The sequence below is a fragment of the Rhizomicrobium electricum genome, from assembly GCF_011762045.1.
Lineage (GTDB): Bacteria > Pseudomonadota > Alphaproteobacteria > Micropepsales > Micropepsaceae > Rhizomicrobium > Rhizomicrobium electricum.
In genome coordinates this window covers 86,041-103,748 of sequence record NZ_JAASQS010000001.1, presented here as the reverse complement: position 1 = coordinate 103,748, position 17,708 = coordinate 86,041, and the positions used below count along the sequence as shown (strand labels likewise).

General features: G+C 62.7%; 20 protein-coding genes. 13 read left to right on the top strand and 7 right to left on the bottom strand.

Going from position 1 to position 17,708, the window contains the following annotated elements; genetic code table 11:
• Positions 1-13 precede the first annotated feature (13 nt).
• The gene (gene parE, locus FHS84_RS00575) at positions 14-1,975 is read right to left on the bottom strand and encodes a DNA topoisomerase IV subunit B (RefSeq protein WP_166929189.1); all 1,962 of its coding nucleotides are present in this window, start codon (positions 1,973-1,975) and stop codon (positions 14-16) included.
• 142 nt (positions 1,976-2,117) lie between these two features.
• On the opposite strand from parE, the gene FHS84_RS00570 reads away from it, so the two are divergent.
• The 5 genes from FHS84_RS00570 (at position 2,118) to FHS84_RS00550 (ending at position 6,353) form a co-directional block, all read left to right on the top strand.
• Entirely contained in the window at positions 2,118-3,563 is a 1,446-nt protein-coding gene (locus tag FHS84_RS00570; protein ID WP_166929187.1) for a sensor histidine kinase, read from the top strand.
• A gap of 81 nt (positions 3,564-3,644) precedes the next feature.
• The gene (locus FHS84_RS22130) at positions 3,645-5,075 is read left to right on the top strand and encodes an ATP-binding protein (RefSeq protein ID WP_166929185.1); all 1,431 of its coding nucleotides are present in this window, start codon (positions 3,645-3,647) and stop codon (positions 5,073-5,075) included.
• Between the two features lie 24 nt (positions 5,076-5,099).
• A complete protein-coding gene (locus tag FHS84_RS00560) occupies positions 5,100-5,285 on the top strand; it encodes a hypothetical protein (RefSeq protein ID WP_166929183.1) in 186 nt (61 codons plus the stop codon).
• Positions 5,286-5,319: 34 nt separating this feature from the next.
• The gene (locus FHS84_RS00555) at positions 5,320-5,472 is read left to right on the top strand and encodes a hypothetical protein (protein ID WP_166929182.1); all 153 of its coding nucleotides are present in this window, start codon (positions 5,320-5,322) and stop codon (positions 5,470-5,472) included.
• Positions 5,473-5,660: 188 nt separating this feature from the next.
• On the top strand, positions 5,661-6,353 hold the full coding sequence (locus FHS84_RS00550) for an NYN domain-containing protein (protein WP_166929180.1): 693 nt from the start codon (positions 5,661-5,663) through the stop codon (positions 6,351-6,353).
• 140 nt (positions 6,354-6,493) lie between these two features.
• Here FHS84_RS00550 and FHS84_RS00545 read toward each other — a convergent pair whose 3' ends face one another.
• Complete coding sequence (locus FHS84_RS00545) at positions 6,494-7,627, bottom strand: radical SAM protein (RefSeq protein WP_166929176.1); 1,134 nt, start codon at positions 7,625-7,627, stop codon at positions 6,494-6,496.
• A 155-nt stretch (positions 7,628-7,782) separates the two neighbouring features.
• On the bottom strand, positions 7,783-8,364 hold the full coding sequence (locus FHS84_RS00540) for a TetR/AcrR family transcriptional regulator (RefSeq protein ID WP_166929173.1): 582 nt from the start codon (positions 8,362-8,364) through the stop codon (positions 7,783-7,785).
• 85 nt (positions 8,365-8,449) lie between these two features.
• Between FHS84_RS00540 and FHS84_RS00535 the strand changes: the two genes are divergently transcribed.
• The 4 genes from FHS84_RS00535 to FHS84_RS00520 all read left to right on the top strand — a co-directional run bounded on the left by FHS84_RS00535 (position 8,450) and on the right by FHS84_RS00520 (position 10,736).
• The gene (locus tag FHS84_RS00535; protein ID WP_166929169.1) at positions 8,450-9,154 is read left to right on the top strand and encodes an epoxyqueuosine reductase; all 705 of its coding nucleotides are present in this window, start codon (positions 8,450-8,452) and stop codon (positions 9,152-9,154) included.
• A 124-nt stretch (positions 9,155-9,278) separates the two neighbouring features.
• The gene (locus tag FHS84_RS00530; RefSeq protein WP_166929166.1) at positions 9,279-9,881 is read left to right on the top strand and encodes an RNA polymerase sigma factor; all 603 of its coding nucleotides are present in this window, start codon (positions 9,279-9,281) and stop codon (positions 9,879-9,881) included.
• Positions 9,878-10,129 carry a carboxymuconolactone decarboxylase family protein gene (locus FHS84_RS00525; protein WP_166929164.1) on the top strand — a complete coding sequence of 84 codons (252 nt, stop codon included), beginning with the start codon at positions 9,878-9,880 and terminating at the stop codon, positions 10,127-10,129. Before FHS84_RS00530 ends, FHS84_RS00525 begins: the two co-directional genes overlap by 4 nt.
• Before the next feature lie 115 nt (positions 10,130-10,244).
• Positions 10,245-10,736, top strand: coding sequence for an HXXEE domain-containing protein (locus tag FHS84_RS00520; protein WP_166929162.1), 492 nt, complete (start codon positions 10,245-10,247; stop codon positions 10,734-10,736).
• A gap of 6 nt (positions 10,737-10,742) precedes the next feature.
• Here the strand turns inward: FHS84_RS00520 and FHS84_RS00515 are convergent, their stop codons facing one another.
• The 3 genes from FHS84_RS00515 to FHS84_RS00505 all read right to left on the bottom strand — a co-directional run bounded on the left by FHS84_RS00515 (position 10,743) and on the right by FHS84_RS00505 (position 13,409).
• Positions 10,743-11,390 (bottom strand): DUF1349 domain-containing protein, encoded by a 648-nt coding sequence (locus FHS84_RS00515; RefSeq protein ID WP_166929160.1) that lies wholly within the window; start codon positions 11,388-11,390, stop codon positions 10,743-10,745.
• A 220-nt stretch (positions 11,391-11,610) separates the two neighbouring features.
• Positions 11,611-13,020: a type I glutamate--ammonia ligase gene (gene glnA / locus FHS84_RS00510; RefSeq protein ID WP_166929158.1), complete on the bottom strand. Its 1,410-nt coding sequence runs from the start codon at positions 13,018-13,020 to the stop codon at positions 11,611-11,613.
• Between the two features lie 50 nt (positions 13,021-13,070).
• Positions 13,071-13,409, bottom strand: a complete 339-nt coding sequence (locus FHS84_RS00505) for a P-II family nitrogen regulator (RefSeq protein ID WP_166929156.1) — start codon at positions 13,407-13,409, stop codon at positions 13,071-13,073.
• 342 nt (positions 13,410-13,751) lie between these two features.
• On the opposite strand from FHS84_RS00505, the gene FHS84_RS00500 reads away from it, so the two are divergent.
• On the top strand, positions 13,752-15,242 hold the full coding sequence (locus FHS84_RS00500; RefSeq protein ID WP_166929154.1) for an NAD(P)H-hydrate dehydratase: 1,491 nt from the start codon (positions 13,752-13,754) through the stop codon (positions 15,240-15,242).
• A 4-nt stretch (positions 15,243-15,246) separates the two neighbouring features.
• A complete protein-coding gene (locus tag FHS84_RS00495) occupies positions 15,247-15,885 on the top strand; it encodes an NUDIX hydrolase (protein WP_166929152.1) in 639 nt (212 codons plus the stop codon).
• Here the strand turns inward: FHS84_RS00495 and FHS84_RS00490 are convergent.
• On the bottom strand, positions 15,876-16,304 hold the full coding sequence (locus FHS84_RS00490) for a hypothetical protein (RefSeq protein ID WP_166929150.1): 429 nt from the start codon (positions 16,302-16,304) through the stop codon (positions 15,876-15,878). The two genes, FHS84_RS00495 and FHS84_RS00490, sit on opposite strands and share 10 nt — an antisense overlap.
• 56 nt (positions 16,305-16,360) lie before the next feature.
• Between FHS84_RS00490 and FHS84_RS00485 the strand changes: the two genes are divergently transcribed.
• Complete coding sequence (locus tag FHS84_RS00485) at positions 16,361-16,861, top strand: GNAT family N-acetyltransferase (protein WP_166929147.1); 501 nt, start codon at positions 16,361-16,363, stop codon at positions 16,859-16,861.
• Positions 16,862-16,950: 89 nt separating this feature from the next.
• Entirely contained in the window at positions 16,951-17,616 is a 666-nt protein-coding gene (locus FHS84_RS00480) for a bactofilin family protein (protein WP_166929144.1), read from the top strand.
• The last annotated feature ends 92 nt before the right edge of the window (positions 17,617-17,708 follow it).

Genomic DNA, 17,708 nt, shown 5'->3' with positions numbered 1-17,708 from the left:
ATGAGGACGCCGGTTAAACGTCCACATCCGCGAATTGCGCATTTTCCTGGATGAACTGGAAGCGCAATTCCGGCTTCTTGCCCATCAGGCGCTCGACCATGGTGTCGGTGTGCTTCTTCTCGTCGTCGGGCGTCATCACCTTGATGAGGGTCCGCAGGCCCGGCTTCATGGTCGTCTCCTTGAGCTGAGACGGCATCATTTCGCCGAGACCCTTGAAGCGGGAGACTTCCACCTTGGCGTTGGCCTTGAACTCGGTCTTGAGGAGCTGATCGCGATGCTTCTCGTCGCGGGCATAGACCGACTTGGCGCCGTGGGTGATACGGTAGAGCGGCGGCATGGCGAGGAACAGGTGGCCGTTTTTGATGAGCTGCGGCGCCTCGCGATAGAAGAAGGTCAGCAGCAGCGACGCGATATGGGCGCCGTCGACGTCGGCATCGGTCATCACGATGATGCGTTCGTAGCGCAGCGCGTCTTCGTTGTATTTCGCGCCGGTGCCGCAGCCGAGCGCCTGCATCAGATCGGCCAGTTCCTGGTTCTGCGCCAGCTTGCCCGCCGCCGCACTGGCGACGTTCAGGATCTTGCCGCGAAGGGGAAGGATCGCCTGGGTGGCGCGGTCGCGCGCCTGCTTCGCCGAGCCGCCGGCGGAGTCGCCTTCGACCAGGAAGATTTCCGTGCCTTCGGCTTCGTCGCGGGTGCAGTCGGCGAGCTTGCCCGGCAGGCGCAGTTTGCGCGTCGCGGCCTTGCGGGCGACTTCTTTCTCCTGGCGCTTCTTCAGACGGTACTCGGCCTGATCGATGACGTAATCCAAGAGCTTGTCGGCGCTGGCCGGGTCTTCGGCCAGCCAGTGATCGAAGTGATCGCGCACCACGTTCTCGACCAGACGCTGGGCGTCGGGCGAGGACAGCTTGTCCTTGGTCTGGCCCTGGAATTCGGGGTCGCGGATGAAAACCGACAGCGCGGCGCAAGCCGACGCCATCACGTCTTCCGGCGTGATCTGGCCGACTTTCTTGTTGTTGCTGCGTTCGCCGTGGGCGCGCAGGGAGCGGGTCAGGGCATTGCGCAGTCCCTGCTCGTGGGTCCCGCCGGCCGGAGTCGGGATGGTGTTGCAGTAGCTCAGGGTAAAGGGTTCGAGGTCGGGCACCCACGCCAGCGCCCATTCCAGCGTGCCCTTGCCGTTGTTCTCGGAGCGGCCGAAGAAGGTGCGCGGGGTGACCGTGGCTTTGCCTTCGATCTCGCCCGTCAGGTAGTCGGTGAGGCCGCCGGGGAAGTGGAAGGTGTCTTCGGCCGGAATCTTGCCGGCTTCGATCAGCGACGGATCGCACTTCCAGCGGATCTCGACGCCGCGGAACAGGTACGCCTTCGATTTCGCCATGCGGTAGAGCCGCGCCGGCGAGAAATGGATGTCGGCCTGGAAAATCTTGTTGTCGGGCTTGAATGTGGTCGCGGTGCCGCGGCGGGCCGCCGGGCCGGTATCCTTGAGCTTGCCGACCGGATTGCCGCGCTCGAACCGCATTTTGTGGCCGTGCTTGTCGCGGAAGACTTCGACTTCCATCCATTCCGACAGCGCGTTCACCACCGAGGCGCCGACGCCATGCAGGCCGCCGGAGGTCTCGTAGACCTTGCCGTCGAACTTACCGCCCGCATGAAGTGTGGTCATAATGACTTCGAGCGCCGACTTGTTCTTGAACTTGGGGTGCGGGTCGATCGGGATGCCGCGGCCGTTGTCGATGATGGTCAGGACATCGCCGGGCTTCAGCTCGATCTCGATGCGGCTGGCATGGCCGGCCACCGCTTCGTCCATGGAATTATCGAGGATTTCGGCCGCCAGATGGTGCAGGGCGGTGGCATCGGTGCCGCCAATATACATGCCCGGCCGCCGGCGGACCGGCTCAAGCCCTTCCAGAACCTCGATGTCTTTGGCCGTGTACTCCCGGCCAGCTTTGGACGGCACATTGTCAAACAGATCTTTAGCCATTCTTCACACGCTAAGCTCACACCGAATCGGGAAATCGATCCTAATAGTAGAAAACCCGCCTATTGGCACCTTCGCAACCACAGCGAAAGGCACTTTTTAACGGGTCTCCCGCTACAGGTAGATAGCATTTCTTGTCTGCACAATGGGCGCATTCGCCCACATGGCCGCCATGCCCGATCTGTTGTCCGTCATTCCGGTTCCCAAAAGGGAGGACGCGCGCTACTGCCAGGCGCGTCTGCGGCTGCTGATCGAGACATTGCCCGTCACCATCTGGTTCAATCCGGTGGGGGTGGCGATTGCCTGTGCGGCATTGTGGTTCGGCCGGTCCGATTTCGGCGATTTGCCGGCGTGGCGGATGGCCCTGGCCGTCGGGTGCCAGTGCGTCGCCTCGGCGTCGGCAGCCGTCGCGTTCCGGCTTTATCCTACTGTCTCGTGCGAAAGCGTCTCGCGTGTCCGGCGCGCTCTTGTCGCCCTGCAGGTGATGATCGGCCTCGCCTGGGGCGGCGTCGTCTGGGCGGTATGGATCGAAGGTAACGCCGCCAACAACTGCTTCGCCGTCATCATTGCGGTGATGGCGTTATGGGCGATGGCCCTGACGCGATGCGCCGTCCGCAGCGTGTTCTTTGCCGGCTTGGCGTCGCTGGCCGTGCCGCTGTGCGCACGGTTTATGACGTCGTCGGGCGTCACCGCGTACGTCTTCCTCGCTCTGCTGCCGATATGGATGTGTTACATGCTGTTCAGCGGCTTGTCCGCCCGCAAGCGGGTCGACGACATGCTGGCGGCCCGCTTCGCCAACGAGGATTTGTCGCGGGAACTCGCCGCCGCACACGACGAAGCGGTGCAAAAGCGCGAAGAGGCCGAACTCGCCAACAAATCGAAGACGGCGTTCCTGGCCAACATGAGCCACGAACTGAGAACGCCGCTCAACGCCATCATCGGCTTCTCCGAAATCATCATGAGCCAGGCGCTGGGAGTCAACAACCCGCGCTATCCCGAGTATGCCGGCGATATTCACACCTCGGGCACGCATCTGTTGACCTTGATCAACGAAATCCTCGACGTCGCCAAGATCGAAGCCGGGCGGATGGAAATCGCGCCGCGCCCCCTGCATGTCCAAAGTGCGCTCGAAAGCGTCGAACGCATTATAGCGATCCGCGCCAGCGAAAAGGCGCTTACGATCAGCTATTCGGTCTCGCCGGCGCTCGACGAGATCATGGCCGACGAGCGGGCGTTCCGGCAGATCATGCTCAATCTGCTTTCCAACGCCGTGAAGTTCACGCCGCAGGGCGGCCATATCGCCGTCGATTGCCGTGTGGCGGATGACGGCGGCACGCTTGTATCGGTTACCGACGATGGACCCGGCATTCCGGCCGACAAGATCGAGCAGCTGTTCAAGCCCTTCACGCAGGTCGACAATCGCTTCGACCACGCCCAGGGCGGCACCGGCCTCGGCCTTGCGCTGGTACACGGACTGGCGCGCCTGCATGGCGGTCGCGCATGGATCGAAAGCTCGGAAGGCCACGGCACCAGCGCGTTCGTTTACTTTCCGTTAGCAACGGTTAAACGCGACCTAAAGCGCGCAATGTGAAGACGTGCGATTTTTCTCAGTAAATTTTAACCGAAGTAACCCTAGCATCCGGCCTGACGATCGGGGCTAAAGGGGAAACCCGTGGAGTTCATCAAGCGACTGCGCAGCCAACGAAGCACTGATGTGCGCGTGCTCAAGGCGCAGTTGGACCTTACATCGCAGGCCGTCCGTTCGACGCGGCTTTCTTCGCCGTTCTGGGCGCTTGCGATCGCATGGCTGGGATCTGACAGCTTCGGCGCCTTCGGGCACGCCAGCTTCAACGTCGCGGTGTTCGTGCCGGTGATCGTGTCGGCGACGATGATCCTGTCGGCGAGCGTCGTGTCCATTTACCAGTACGACACCTCGGACTCCAACGAATACGAACGCACCCGTCCGTGGTTTTCGCGCATCGTCGCGATGCAGGCGATCATCAGCGCCGCCTGGGGCCTTGCTCCGTGGCTGTTGTGGGATCCGTCGTCGACGATGAACCACATCTATCTCGGCGGCGTCGCTGCGGCGGTGCTCGCCATGCTGGTCGTCAGCCGTTCGAGCCACATGGACATGTTCCTGGCATCGATCGTGCCGGTGACGCTGATGTCGAGCGTGCGCTTCATGTTCTCGACCAGCGTGATCGATTTCGGTATCGCGCTGATCCTGCCGGCCTTCGCCGCCCAGCTCCTGGTCGACGGCCGCCGCCTGATGCATCGCCTCGACGAGGATTCGCGCCTGCGTTTCCAGGTCGAAGATCTTGCGCGCGAACTCGAAGAAACCCGCGACGACGCGCTGAGGAAGCGCTTCGAAGCCGAAACAGCCAATGCCTCCAAGACCGCCTTCCTCGCCAATATGAGCCACGAGTTGCGCACGCCGCTGAACGCCATTCTCGGCTTCTCGGAAATCATCGCGCAGGAGTGCTTCGGTCCGGTCGGTTCGGCGCGGTACAAGGAATACGCCGGCGACATCCATTCGTCGGGCGCGCATCTCTTGAGCCTCATCAACGACCTGCTCGACGTCGCCAAGATCGAAGCCGGCAAGATGGAAATCGCGCCGCATCCGATCGACGCCCATCGCACGTTTGACATCGCGCTCAAGCTGATCGGCGCCAAGGCGCGCGAGAAGAAGCAGGAACTCGTCATCACGGTTCTGCCCGATGCGCCGCCGCTCTATGCCGACGAACGCGCCCTGAAGCAGATCCTCATCAATCTGGTGTCCAACGCGGTGAAGTTCACGCCCGAAGGCGGCAAGATCGCCGTCACCGCGGGCGCGGCCAACGGCGGCGGCTTCCAGATCGTCTGCGAAGACAACGGCCCCGGCATTCCGCGCGAAAAGCTCGACAAGATCTTCACGCCGTTCAGTCAGGTCGACAACCGTTACGACCGCCAAGCCGGCGGCACCGGTCTCGGTCTGGCGCTGGTGCGTGGCCTTGCCGAACTGCATGGCGGCCGCGCGTGGCTCGAAAGCGAATACGGCAAGGGCTGCCGCGCCTATGTGGTGCTGCCGGCCGAGCCGCCGAAGCAATCCTCCGAGGCCGCATAAACCGGCAGAGAAGGGCAGGGCGCGATGCACTGGAGAAAGCCGTTTCCGCCCAAACGTCCGTCGGTGCTCGCAGAATTGGTCGCCGTAGTGCGGACGTCGCTCCATCCCGAGAAGGTGATGGCGCCGCCGCCGCCCGCGATCGAATTGCCGGACGAATTGCCGGCTGCCGAGCCGGCCGGCGAACCGTCGCAAGTGCTAACGAACGGTTAGCGTCTGCGGCGTAGCGTTACGCCGGAGGTTCGTCATGCCGATCTATCCCGAACGCCGCTTCCGTGCCGTCCTGCGCGAACTCATCACGCTGCTGCGCGAGAGCTTCACGCCCAAAGCCGGGCGCTTCCTGCCGTTCGATTCCTGCCCGACCAAGTTCGCTCCGCCGATGAAGAAGGCGGTGCGGTGAGGATAGGCTGAGCTGTTCAGCCAAGGTGTCGGCTCGAGAATTCGTCGCAAATTCAATCGCCTCAGGCGATCTTGAACGCGCAATTCTCTCGACCTATACTCTGATCGTATCCAGCTCCCAGCAGTACGTTCGTGGACCATTATGAACCACGAGCCGATCCTGGGAGCTTTTTGCTTTCGGGGGGGAGCATGGCGACAGCGATTTTCGTCGACGCAGGATTCTTTCTCAAACGATGTCATACGGTTTATCCGGGGTTAGGTCATGGCGACCCCGCGGCGGTTGCACGTACGCTTCACAAGATGTGCTTGGACCATCTGATGCAGCGCGGCGAGCCGGATCGGCGAGACTTATATCGGATATTTGTCTACGACTGCCCGCCGCTGACAAAGAAAGCGCATACGCCCCTCACAAAGACCGCGGTCGATTTCTCGAAAACTGACGCGGCGAAGTTCCGGACGGCCTTTCATAACGAGCTTAAATGCCTTCGCAAAGTCGCATTACGATTGGGACGACTTCAGGACAACGACGGCTGGCGCCTGAAGCCCGCGATTCTGGCAGTCCTGCTGAAGCGTGAGCGGCTATTCGCGGAGCTTACCGATGACGATTTTGAATATGATGTTCGTCAGAAGGGTACCGATATGCGGATCGGTGTCGATATCGCTTCAGTTGCTTACAAAAAACAAGTTGATCAAGTTGTTCTGGTCGCCGGCGATGCCGACTTTGTCCCCGCCGCAAAACTCGCCCGGCGGGAGGGAATCGATTTCATTCTCGACCCGATGTGGAGCAAGATCGCCGGTGATCTGTTCGAGCATATCGACGGTCTACGCTCCACTTCTCCCGAGCCCAAGCGAGCCAAAGTGCAGATAAAGGAACAGGCGTAGCGGTTTCACCGAAGTCTGGTGATCGATGCTGAATCTGAATATGGTCAGATGGGTATTAACCGCCGGCTTGAACCGTCTTTTATGGGCTGCAGATCTACCCTTGAGCGCAGCTAGGCACGCAGTTTTCCGCAAGGGGGAGATCAGACCGTCTCGGGCGTGGTCTTGCGCGGCGCCAGCTTCTTGATCACGGCGGCTTCGTCGATCACCGCCTTGAACGAGGCGCCGAGGCCCGATTGCCCGAACCGGCCGGCGGCCGATCCGAGATGGCCCTTCGACACGTCCTGCAGCGCTTCCGACACCGCAATGCCGAAATGCATCATCGCCGAGGTGTCGCGATAGCAGTTCTGGTTGCACGAGGTGCAGCGGTCTTCGTAATCGGGCAGCTTGTCGAGATCGAGCACCGAACCCATCGGCTCGTGCCAGTTCTCGCAGCGCCAAAGCTGTAGATTCCAGTCGAGATAGTAATAGCGCTTGCCGCCGACGCAGGGGATGCGCTGTTCCTCGTGGCGGGCGTAGCGGCGCAGGTCGTTGAGCGAGGCGACCGGGTTCATCACCGTGAAGCGCTTCTTCAGCGCCAGGATGGAGTCGATCGCCTTTTCCAGCTCGGCGTCGGTGAAGTTCACGAGGTCGGAGTCGGGATTGAACACCAGCGACGACGATCCGAACGGCTCCAGCCGCGGATAGGAGAAACTGACCGCATCGCAGCCGACGTAATTCAGGATCTCGGGCATGCGTTCGAAATCGACCAGCTTCGACACCGTCACGACCGCGACGGTCGGCAGACCGGCCGCCTTGGCGATGGCGACGGATTTCTTCAAACGCTCGACGACGCCCTTGAGGCCGCGGTTCTTCTCGTGCACGGCGGGATCGTGGCTGTCGAGCGAGAACAGCAGGGTCGAAAGGCCCGCAGCGATCATCTTTTCGATCTTGTCGGGCAGCAGGAAGCCGTTCGAGATCATCGCCGGGCGCATGCCGTTCTTGGCGATCGCGGCGCACATCTCGATGATGCCGGGATGCAGGAGCGGCTCGCCGCCCTGGAAGTTCACGTAGCGCACGCCGCGGCGATAGAGGATCGGCAGCGCCTCGACGAACTTGTCCTTGTCGATGAAGCGGCGGTCGGTGACGATCTGCTTGTCATGGGCGAAGCAGCAGAAATTGCAGGTCGCCTGGCAGACGTTGGTGACCGAAACGTCGCAGACCGACGGCACCAGGTTTCTCGCCCAGCGGCTCATTGCGTTGCCTTCGGCCGGTGCCGACGTATGTGCTTCACTCAAGAGAAATCCCCTACCAGAAATAAGCGCTTGCCAGATGTCTGCGTTTTTGCGCCGCGGCGCCAACGATGTCGACTTGCGTGATGTCGCGGAGTCGCAAATTACAATCAATCAACTCGCCGGAAAACCCCAGGGTTAATGTCACAATCGGCGTAGGGTCAAGGAACCGGCACGGCGTGCGCCAGCGTGGCGTCCAGCGCATGTTGGGCCAGCTTGCGCGCCTTGGGATTGCCGAGCACGCGGCTCGAATGCTGGTAGCCGAGGGTGATGCTGCGGAATTCGAAGGCGGCCTGCTCCGCAGCGGCAGGGGGCGCGCCGGCGGCGCGGAACATGCCGGTCAGCAGGGTCTGGAAATGCCGCTGCTTGGCGACGAGATTGTTCCAGGGCTCGCCATCCTCCGGAGTCAGTTCGAAACAGGCGCTCATGATCGGACAGCCGCCCGGAAACGCCGGATCGTCGATCCAGTCCATGCATTTCTTGAGCAGTTGCCTCAGCCGGACCTGCGGTGAAGCGCTCGGCGGCAGCTGGGCGATGACGCGCGTCTGGTAAAGGCTGCCGGCGTGGTCGAGCACGGCCTGCTGCAGCGCTTCCTTCGAGCCGAAATGGGCGAACAGTCCCGCCTTCGACAGCGACAATACCTCCGCCAGCCGGCCGATGGTCAGTCCGCCGAGGCCGTTGCGGCTGGCCAGTTTCACCGCCGTATCGAGGATGCGCGCTCTGGTCTGCAGTCCTTTGTCCATGACGGGTTCCCTCCGGCCGGGTGGTGTGCTAGAAATAAAACGAACGTTCGTATTATTTATAGGGTTTGCGGGAGGCCGGCAAGTCATGGCGCTCGATATCAAGGGCTTTCTGCAGAAAAAAGGAGCCAGCGTCGCCGGCGTGGCAGGGGTGGAGCGCTTCGCCCAAGCGCCTGAGGGATTCCATCCCCACGACGTGATGGCCGGGTGCCGCGCCGTGGTCGTGTTCGGGATCGCGTTGCCGCGCGCGCTGCTCAAAAGCGAGCGGCGGATCACCTATCTGAAGGCGATGCTGGAAGGCCTTGCCGAACTCGACCGGCTGTCGCTGCTGGCGGCCATCGAGATCGAACGGCACGGCGGCGAGGCGATGCCGCTGCCGTCGGACGCGCCGGTGGATTATTGGAACGAGGAAACCAAGACCGCCAAGGGCATCTTGTCGATGAAACACGCCGGCGAGCTGGCCGGGCTCGGTCATATCGGCAAGAACACGCTGCTCAACAATCCGCACTACGGCAACCGGCTGATGCTGGGCGCGGTGTTGACCACGCTCGAACTGCCGTCCGATCCCTTGTCGAAGGGCTTCGTCTGTCCGCCGGGCTGCCGCATCTGTCTCGACAATTGCCCGCAAGGCGCGCTCGACGGCATCACGCTGAACCAGCGCCGCTGCCGCGAACTGGTCTACGGCACCGATGCCCACGGCCAGTTCGTCTGCAACTGCAACCGCTGCCGTACGCTCTGCCCGCAGGCGCTGCGGCGCCCGCCGGTGCGGGAGAGGGCGGGAGACACCCGGTAGCGCTCCGCGGCGTTCGGGGAAATGCAATTTGGAATAGCTGTAACCTCGCCGGGCGCCGCTTCGTCGCGCGATTTTTCCTGTAACCTTCCGCCGATGCATTTCGTCTTTGCACGCGGAGGCAGACATGGACACCGGCGACTTCGATGCCATCGTTCGAGACTATCGGGACCGCGTGGTGCGGTACCTGACAAGCATGCTCGACGATGCGGCGCTGGCCCACGATCTGGCTCAGGAAACCTTCATCCGTGTGCACAAGAGCATGGACGGGCTTCGCGATGCCGAGGCCCGTGCATCATGGATTTTCCGCATCGCCCGCAATGTCGCAATCGATCATCAACGCAGCCGGACCGGCCGGCAGGGAAGCCTGACGGCGTCTCTCGACGAGCCGGATTGCGGCAATGAGCTGATCGACGCGGGCGTCTCCGTCGAAAATAAGCTCGACGAAGCGGAAATGACGGCCTGCATGCATTCCACCATCCGGCAACTGTCTGCGCCGCTGCGGGAATGCCTCATCCTTCGCGATCTGGAAGGACTGGGAGAACAGGCCGTCGCCGATATCCAGGACTGCTCGCTGGCCGCGGTGAAGGTACGGACCCATCGGGCGCGGCAACAACTGCGCGCGAAGCTGCATGTGCAGTGCGGGTTCTATCAGGACGAACGGGGCGTACTGAGATGCGAACCCGTCGAACCAACCAACGCCAAGCCCAAGAAAGGAATGCCATCATGAAATCGGTTTTGACGCGCGAAGAGGAAGAACTGGCCGCCATCGCTGCCGCCGTGGCCGCAACCTGCCAGCCGTGCCTGAAGCATCACTATGCCAAGGCCAGAGAACTGAATATCAGCGACGAGCGCATCAAGGCGGCCGCCGCCATCGGCCGCGGCGTTCGCGCCACGCCGGAAAAGCATATCGACGAGCTGTGCGCCCAGTTGACCGGCGGCGAAGTGGAAGCCTCTGCGACGGCCTGCTGCGGCTGACCGGATACGCATCGGAGTATGTCTGCAATGGCAACCGCGGCCGCAGCCTGTGCCCACAGGCCGGCCGCGACTTCGACTCGATGTATAGGGAAGGAGGGCGTTGAGGCGATATGACGTGACGAAGCTGGGTTCATACGACCGGTTGGCTTGGCTGTTCGTCGCGGTTTTCGTGCTGCACAACTTCGAAGAAGGACTGTTCCTTCCCGGATTTCTCGCTTCGGCGCCGCTGATTCATTATCCGGCTGGTCCGACGGAATTCCGCTTCGCCTTGATCGCGTTGACCGCGCCGTCACCGGTGCTGGCCTGGCTGTCGGTGCGCCGCAATCGCATGGCGACGATCATTCATTGCGGTTACGCGCTTGCCATGGCGCTCAACGTATTCGTACCGCATCTGATCGGCACCATCGCGCTCAGAACCTATCTTCCGGGCGTCGTCACCGCGGTTGCCCTCGTTTTGCCGGTGTCGCTTCTGATGCTGCGGCAAGCCGTGCGGGAGGCTCGCCTTGATCTGCGGGCGTTCGCCTGGGCCGGGCCGCTCACCGTTCTGGCCATGGCCGCCTCGATTCCGATGCTCTTTGCGCTCGGGCGGCTTTTGCTAGGCGGCTGACACCTGTCAGGGCGTGGTGCTGTAGCGGATATCCGAGAACGTCACCGTGATACCACTGCCGGTCGGCGATTGCGCCAGAAGGCCGGCGCGTACCTGGGTCTGATCGCCGTCGAGCCGGAAGTCGCGCAGCATGGTCCAGTTCTTGCCGTCATGCGAAGCGAAGAACACGAAGGCCGGCCCTTGGCGGCTGACGCGCAGATGCATCGTGTTGTCGTCGGCCGTCATCGTGGTGTAGCTGTCGTCGGAGACGCCGCGGTTGGTCACCATCACGACCGAGAGCCGGCCATCGCCAAGCGAATTCTCGAAGCAGATCTTCGCCCAGTTGTCTTTGTCGATGTAGAGCGCGAGGGCGCCGGAATCCCAGCGCGACTTCGGCGTCAGGCTGATCTTGGCCTCGAGATCGAAATTGCCCTTCTGCGGGCGGAACAGCAGCGTCGGAGCGGTATCGTCGGCCGTCGCATCCCAGGGCGACACGAACCAGTTGGTCTTCGGACCCGCGGTCATGGTGATGGCATCGGGCGCGGTCGCGTTCCACACCACCGGCGGATTGCGGGTCTCGAACGGGCCGGGCAGGGCGGTGAATGCGGGGGCAGCCAGGGACGGCACAGTGAAGGCTGTCAATGCCAAGGCGACCAGAGCCAATGTGCGGGTCATATCGGTTTCCTCATTTCCGGTAGAACGCTAACAACGCTTAGCCGGCGCCGGCATGCGGCATTCACGCCGTCTGGTTGGTCCGTCCATCTCACAGTCGAATTCACGCGTTTCGCACCAAAGATCGTCTTCAAGATTGTGTGAACAGAAGCCGGTGCCCCACAAACCAAAACCCCCCGGCGTTGCCGCCGAGGGGTTCGGTACTTCTGACTTCAGGAGAACGTCAGACGGAGTAGTACATCTTGAACTCGACCGGGTGCGGGGCGTGTTCGAAGGCGTAGACTTCTTCCATCTTCAGCTCGATGTAAGCGTCGATGAAGTCGTCGTTGAACACGCCGCCCTTCTTCAAGAAGGCGCGGTCGGCGTCGAGCGCGTTCAATGCATCGCGCAGCGAGCCGCAGACGGTCGGGATCTTCTTCAGCTCGGCCGGCGGCAGGTGATAGAGGTCCTTGTCCGCGGGATCGCCGGGGTGGATCTTGTTCTCGATGCCGTCGAGGCCGGCCATCAGCATCGCCGCGAAGGCGAGGTACGGATTGGCGCCGGCATCCGGGAAGCGCACTTCGACGCGCTTGCCCTTCGGGCCGGGCGCGAACGGAATGCGGCACGAGGCCGAACGGTTGCGGGCCGAATAGGCCAGCAGCACCGGAGCTTCGAAGCCGGGGATCAGACGCTTGTACGAGTTGGTCAGCGGGTTGGTGATCGCGTTCAGCGCCTTGGCGTGCTTGATGATGCCGCCGATGTAGTAGAGCGCCATATCCGACAGATCGGCATAGCCCGAACCGGCGAACAGCGGCTTGCCGGCCTTCCAGATCGACTGGTGGACGTGCATGCCCGAACCATTGTCGCCCGCCATCGGCTTCGGCATGAAGGTCGCCGTCTTGCCGTAGGCCGCCGCGACCTGATGCACGACGTACTTGTAGATCTGCAGGTTGTCGGCCGCCTTGAGCAGCGTGTTGAACTTGCAGCCAAGCTCGTGCTGGGCCGAAGCCACTTCGTGGTGGTGCTTCTCGGGATCGATGCCGAGGTCGCCCATGATCGCCAGCATTTCGCCGCGGATGTCCTGCGCCGAGTCAATCGGCGGAACCGGGAAGTAGCCGCCCTTGACGCCCGGACGGTGGCCGAGGTTGCCGGTCTCGTACTCGGTGCCGATGTTCCACGAGGCTTCGACCGAGTCGATCGAATAGAACGACTTGTTCATCGACGCTTCGTAGCGCACGTCGTCGAAGATGAAGAATTCGGCTTCCGGGCCGAAGTAGGTGGTATCGCCGATTCCCAGCGACTTCACATAGGCCTCGGCGGCCTTGGCGATAGAACGCGGGCAACGGCCATAGCGCTGGCCGGTGGTCGGCTCCATCACGTCGGCCGAGATGACCAGCGTGGTCTGGGCGAAGAACGGATCGATGAAGCAGGTGTCGAGGTCCGGCAGCAACAGCATGTCGGACTCGTTGATCGCCTTCCAGCCGGCGATCGACGAACCGTCGAACATCGTGCCTTCATTGAGGAATTCTTCATCGACGGCCGACAGGTCGAACGTGACGTGCTGCCACTTGCCGCGCGGGTCGGTGAAGCGCAGGTCGACGAACTTCACTTCTTTCGTCTTGATGAGATCCAGGATTTCTTTCGCTGTAGCCATGTTCAGGTCTTCCCCTTCCAGTTGGGAGTGTTTGTTCGTCGTTTGAGTTGTTAGATGGCGTCCGTGCCGCTTTCACCGGTGCGGATGCGGATGGCCTCCTCGACATTGAGGATGAAGATCTTGCCGTCGCCGATGCGGCCTGTGCGCGCGGCCTTCTGGATGGCGTCTACCGACGCCTGCAGACGGTCTTCGCTGATGACGATTTCGATCTTCACCTTCGGCAGGAAGTCCACGACGTATTCCGCGCCGCGGTAGAGTTCCGTGTGGCCCTTCTGCCGGCCAAAGCCTTTGGCTTCCGTGACCGTGATACCCTGGACGCCGACTTCCTGCAGCGCCTCTTTCACCTCATCGAGCTTGAACGGCTTGATGATGGCCTCGATCTTTTTCATTCAGGACTCCTTGCGCCAGTGGTTCGCGCCGTTAAGGAAATAGCAGGGGTTATGCCAACTTGCGGCTAAGCAAAAGCAAACAGAAACAATGGCTTGGCGGGCCGATTCGTTTGGTGCCTTCAGAATTGCACAATATTTGCGCTTTGTGCACAACGGACAAGCACCAATGAGGGCTCGCACTGCCCGAATTTTCGCCTATTCCGCCTCCGCACCCAACCTCTTTCGGTAGTGCTGCAAACCCCGCACCAACATTGAGACCAAGTCACAAATTCTGCCGGAAAGGGTGCCGGAGCGGCCGGTTGGGCACTACAAACGGGGCCGCCGGACGTATAGTCGGCCACCATGCACGACGTTCCTCACGAGATCATCACCGTTGCCCAGATGTATGCGGCCGACCGGTTTGCCGCCGAACACGGCGTTCCCACCCTCAATCTGATGGAAGCGGCCGGCCGTGCGGTCGCCGATCTTGTGCTGCGGCGCAAGCCGAAGCCGGGTCCCGTCGTGGTGCTGTGCGGACCGGGAAATAATGGTGGCGACGGCTTCGTGGTGGCGCGTCTGCTCAAGGCGCGCGGCTGGCCGGTGACGGTCGCTTTGCTCGGAGCCCGCGACGCACTCAAGGGCGATGCCGCGATCAACGCGGGACGCTGGAGCGGCGAGACGGTGCCGCTCAGCCCGGCCGCGCTGGCAGGGGCCGAACTGGTGGTCGATGCGCTTTACGGCGCCGGGCTGTCGCGGCTGCTGGAAGGCGTGGCCCGCGATACGGTGATGGCGCTCAACAATCATACGGCGCAAGTCGTGGCGATCGATGTGCCGAGCGGCCTGCATGGCGATCTCGGCCGTGCCTATGACGGGCTTTGCGTCGCGGCCGATGCGACGGTGACGTTCTTCCGCAAAAAGCCGGCGCATGTGCTGATGCCGGGGCGGATCGCCTGCGGACCGGTGACGCTGGCGCAGATCGGCATTCCCGATGAAGCCATCGAGGCGATCAAGCCGGCGCTCTTCGTCAACGGCAAGCGGTTGTGGGGCAGGGCGTATCCCAAGCCCGATCCGAGGGCGCACAAATACGCCCACGGCCATGCCGTGGTGGTGTCGGGACCGGCGCATGCCACCGGTGCGGCCCGTTTGGCGGCGCGCGGCGCGCTGCGGATCGGGGCGGGCCTCGTGAGTGTCGCCAGTCCGCGGGCGGCGGTGGACGTGAATGCGAAACATCTCACTGCGATCATGGTGAAGCCGTTCGACGGCGCCGAAGGATTGGCGCAGCTTCTCTCCGACAAGCGTTACAACGCCGTGGCGATCGGGCCGGGTGTCGGCGTCGGCGAAGCGACGCGCGCCATGGTCTATGCGGTGCTCGACAGCGACCGGGCCGCCGTACTCGATGCCGATGCGCTGACCTCGTTCGCAGGCGAGACCGAGGCGCTGTTCGGTTCGGCGCTCGGCAAAAGCGTGCTGACGCCGCACGAAGGCGAGTTCGAACGCCTGTTCCCCGGCTTGCTGAAATCCTCCTCCAGCCGCATCGACGCGGTGCGGACGGCGGCGGCACAAGCGGGTTGCGTCGTGCTGCTGAAAGGTCCCGATACCACCGTCGCGGCGCCGGACGGCCGCGTGTCGATCAACACCAATGCGCCGCCGTATCTCGGCACCGCCGGATCGGGCGACGTGCTGGCGGGCTTCATCCTCGGGCTTCTGGCGCAACACATGGAGCCGTTCCTGGCGGCCTCGGCCGCGGTGTGGATGCACGGGCTCGCCGCCACCCAATTCGGCCCCGGCCTGATCGCCGAAGACCTCCCCGAACAAGTGCCGGCGATCCTGCGGCGGCTATACGAAGAGATTTGATCCCATGATTCCCAATTGGCTGAAGTACGCGCGCGAATTGCAGGCCGCGGCGCAAACCGGACTGACCTACGCCGCCAACAAATACGAAAAGGATCGCTACGAGCATCTCGCCGATCTGGCGGCGCGCATGATGGTGGAAGGCTCCGGCGAGCCGATCGATCTGGTCAAAGGCGCCTTCGCCGAGCAGAAAGGCTATGCGACGCCCAAGGTCGACGTGCGCGGCTGCATCTATCGCACCGACGCGGACGGCAAGGGCCAGGTGCTCTTGGTCGACGAATTGAACGACGGCGGCAAGTGGACGTTTCCCGGCGGCTTCTCCGATCCCAACGAAGGCCCGAGCGAAAGCTGCGTGCGCGAAGTCGAGGAAGAGGCGGGGCTGATCGTCAAGATCACCAAGCTGTGCGGCATCTACGACCGCGACAAGCGCGGCGGCACCAGCCCGTATCCGTTCCACATCTACAAGCTGTTTTTCCTCTGCGAGGTCACCGGCACCTGCGAGAAATCGAACCTCGAAACCGGCGATCCCAAATGGTTTCCCATCGACGACTTGCCCGAACTGTCATGGGACCGCACGTCGGCCTGGCACGTCCAGCGCATGTACGAGCACTTCCTCAATCCGGCGATGGCGGCGGACTACGACTGAGGTTTTGGTTTGCGGAACCACGCGCGCGCCGGTTTGCTGAAGATCAGATACAGCGCGATGAAATCCAGGGCGGTGCCGATACACTTTACCAATACCTCGAACGGGATCGGCGGGTTGGAGCAATAGAGACATCCGAGGCAGGGAAGGTCGCATGCCAGGCACCACAGCAACAGTATCCAGCGCGCCCAGCCCTGCCGAAGGGCGATGATGGTCATCAGCACGAGCTGGATGCCTGTCGCCACGGCGAGGGCGACATAGGCGCGTGTGGCGACTGCATCGATAGTTTCGGGCGGCGAAAATACCGGTGCCCTCAGGTACGTGATTAATTCGAAGTCGTTGCGGTAAATCGCAACCCACGCCCAGGTGATCGCGACATTGAGCAGCGTGATCCAGACGAACCAGCGAATTCGCGGCGGCATTGTCCCCCCTTGCCCCACTATGCCCAGGCACTATAGCTGAGAGCCGGAGGCCATTCATGTCCAACCTTCTCATCCGCCGCCCGCAGCAATCCGATCTTCGGGCGTTGACCGCGATCTACAACCACTACGTTGAAACCACGGCGATCACCTTCGATCTCGAGCCGAAGACGCCGGAGCAGCGCCAGGGGTGGCTGGAGGGGTTTGCGCCCACCGGGCGGCATCAGTGTTTTGTCGCGGAGATGGACGGCGAGGCGATCGGCTGGGCTTCCACCGGCAAATTCCGCGAGAAAGCCGCGTACGACAGTACGGTCGAGACCAGCATCTATCTGAAGCCGGGACTTTCGGGGCAGGGCATCGGGCGGCGTTTGTTCGAGACGCTGTTCGCGGCGCTGGCCAGCGAAGACGTGCATTCCGCGATCGGTGTCATCACCTTGCCGAACGCGCCATCGGTGAAACTGCACGAGGCATTCGGTTTCGCACTGGCAGGGACGTTGCGCGAGTCGGGCCGCAAGTTCGGCCGGCTGTGGGACATCGGCATGTACCAGAAGGTATTTTGAAGCTCCTGTCGTCGGGGCATCGTTTACCAAAATCGTCACAGCGTGTATCTTCGACTTACTCGCAATAAAAAGTGGGTTGGGAGAGGGTCATGTTTGGATCGTCGAAATCCACGGGCGGCCAACCACTCGAGCGCGTCAAAGCGGCCGACCCCATTTCCGAGCAATTCGACGACATTCCGCCCATGCCCGAAGGCTTCACGCCGCCCAATCCGGCGGCACCGGCAAGGAAGGCGTTCAATTTTGCCGAAAAGCCCAAGCCGGCCCCGAAGCCGGTCCCAGCCGAGGATGCCGCTCACCTTTACATCGGCGCCAACATTCGCCTGAAAGGCGAGCTTGCCGGCTGCGAGGTGATGCGGGTGGATGGCGTTTACGAAGGCATCGCCAAGGCGCGCCGGCTGGTGTTGTGTCCCGGTGGCACCTTCGCCGGCACCGCGGACATCGAGGAAGCCGAGATCGAAGGCGCCTTCGAAGGCACTCTTCTTGTGCGCGGGCGGCTGTTTCTGCGCAAAAACGGGCGCATCCGCGGCACCTTCAGTTATGGCGAACTCGAAATCGAGCGCGGCGGCGAGATCGACGGCCGCATCCTGCCGCTCGAAAAGAAGCCGGCTGCGGCCAAACCGGCCTTCGAAGCGGCAAAACCGGCCGAACCGCCCAAACCGGCCGCGTCGGCGGCCCCGGTCGTCGCGGCGGCGCCCGCCCGTCCGGCAGCCCCACCCAGGCCCGTCGCCGGAGCCAGTCCGGCCCCCGCCGCCTGAGGCTGGATGGGGGTAATCCCCGGAAGTTGTTGTCGCGCATGCCCTTGAGGCTGCGAACGGGCCTAGCGGCGCCGGAAATCCCCTGCTATAGC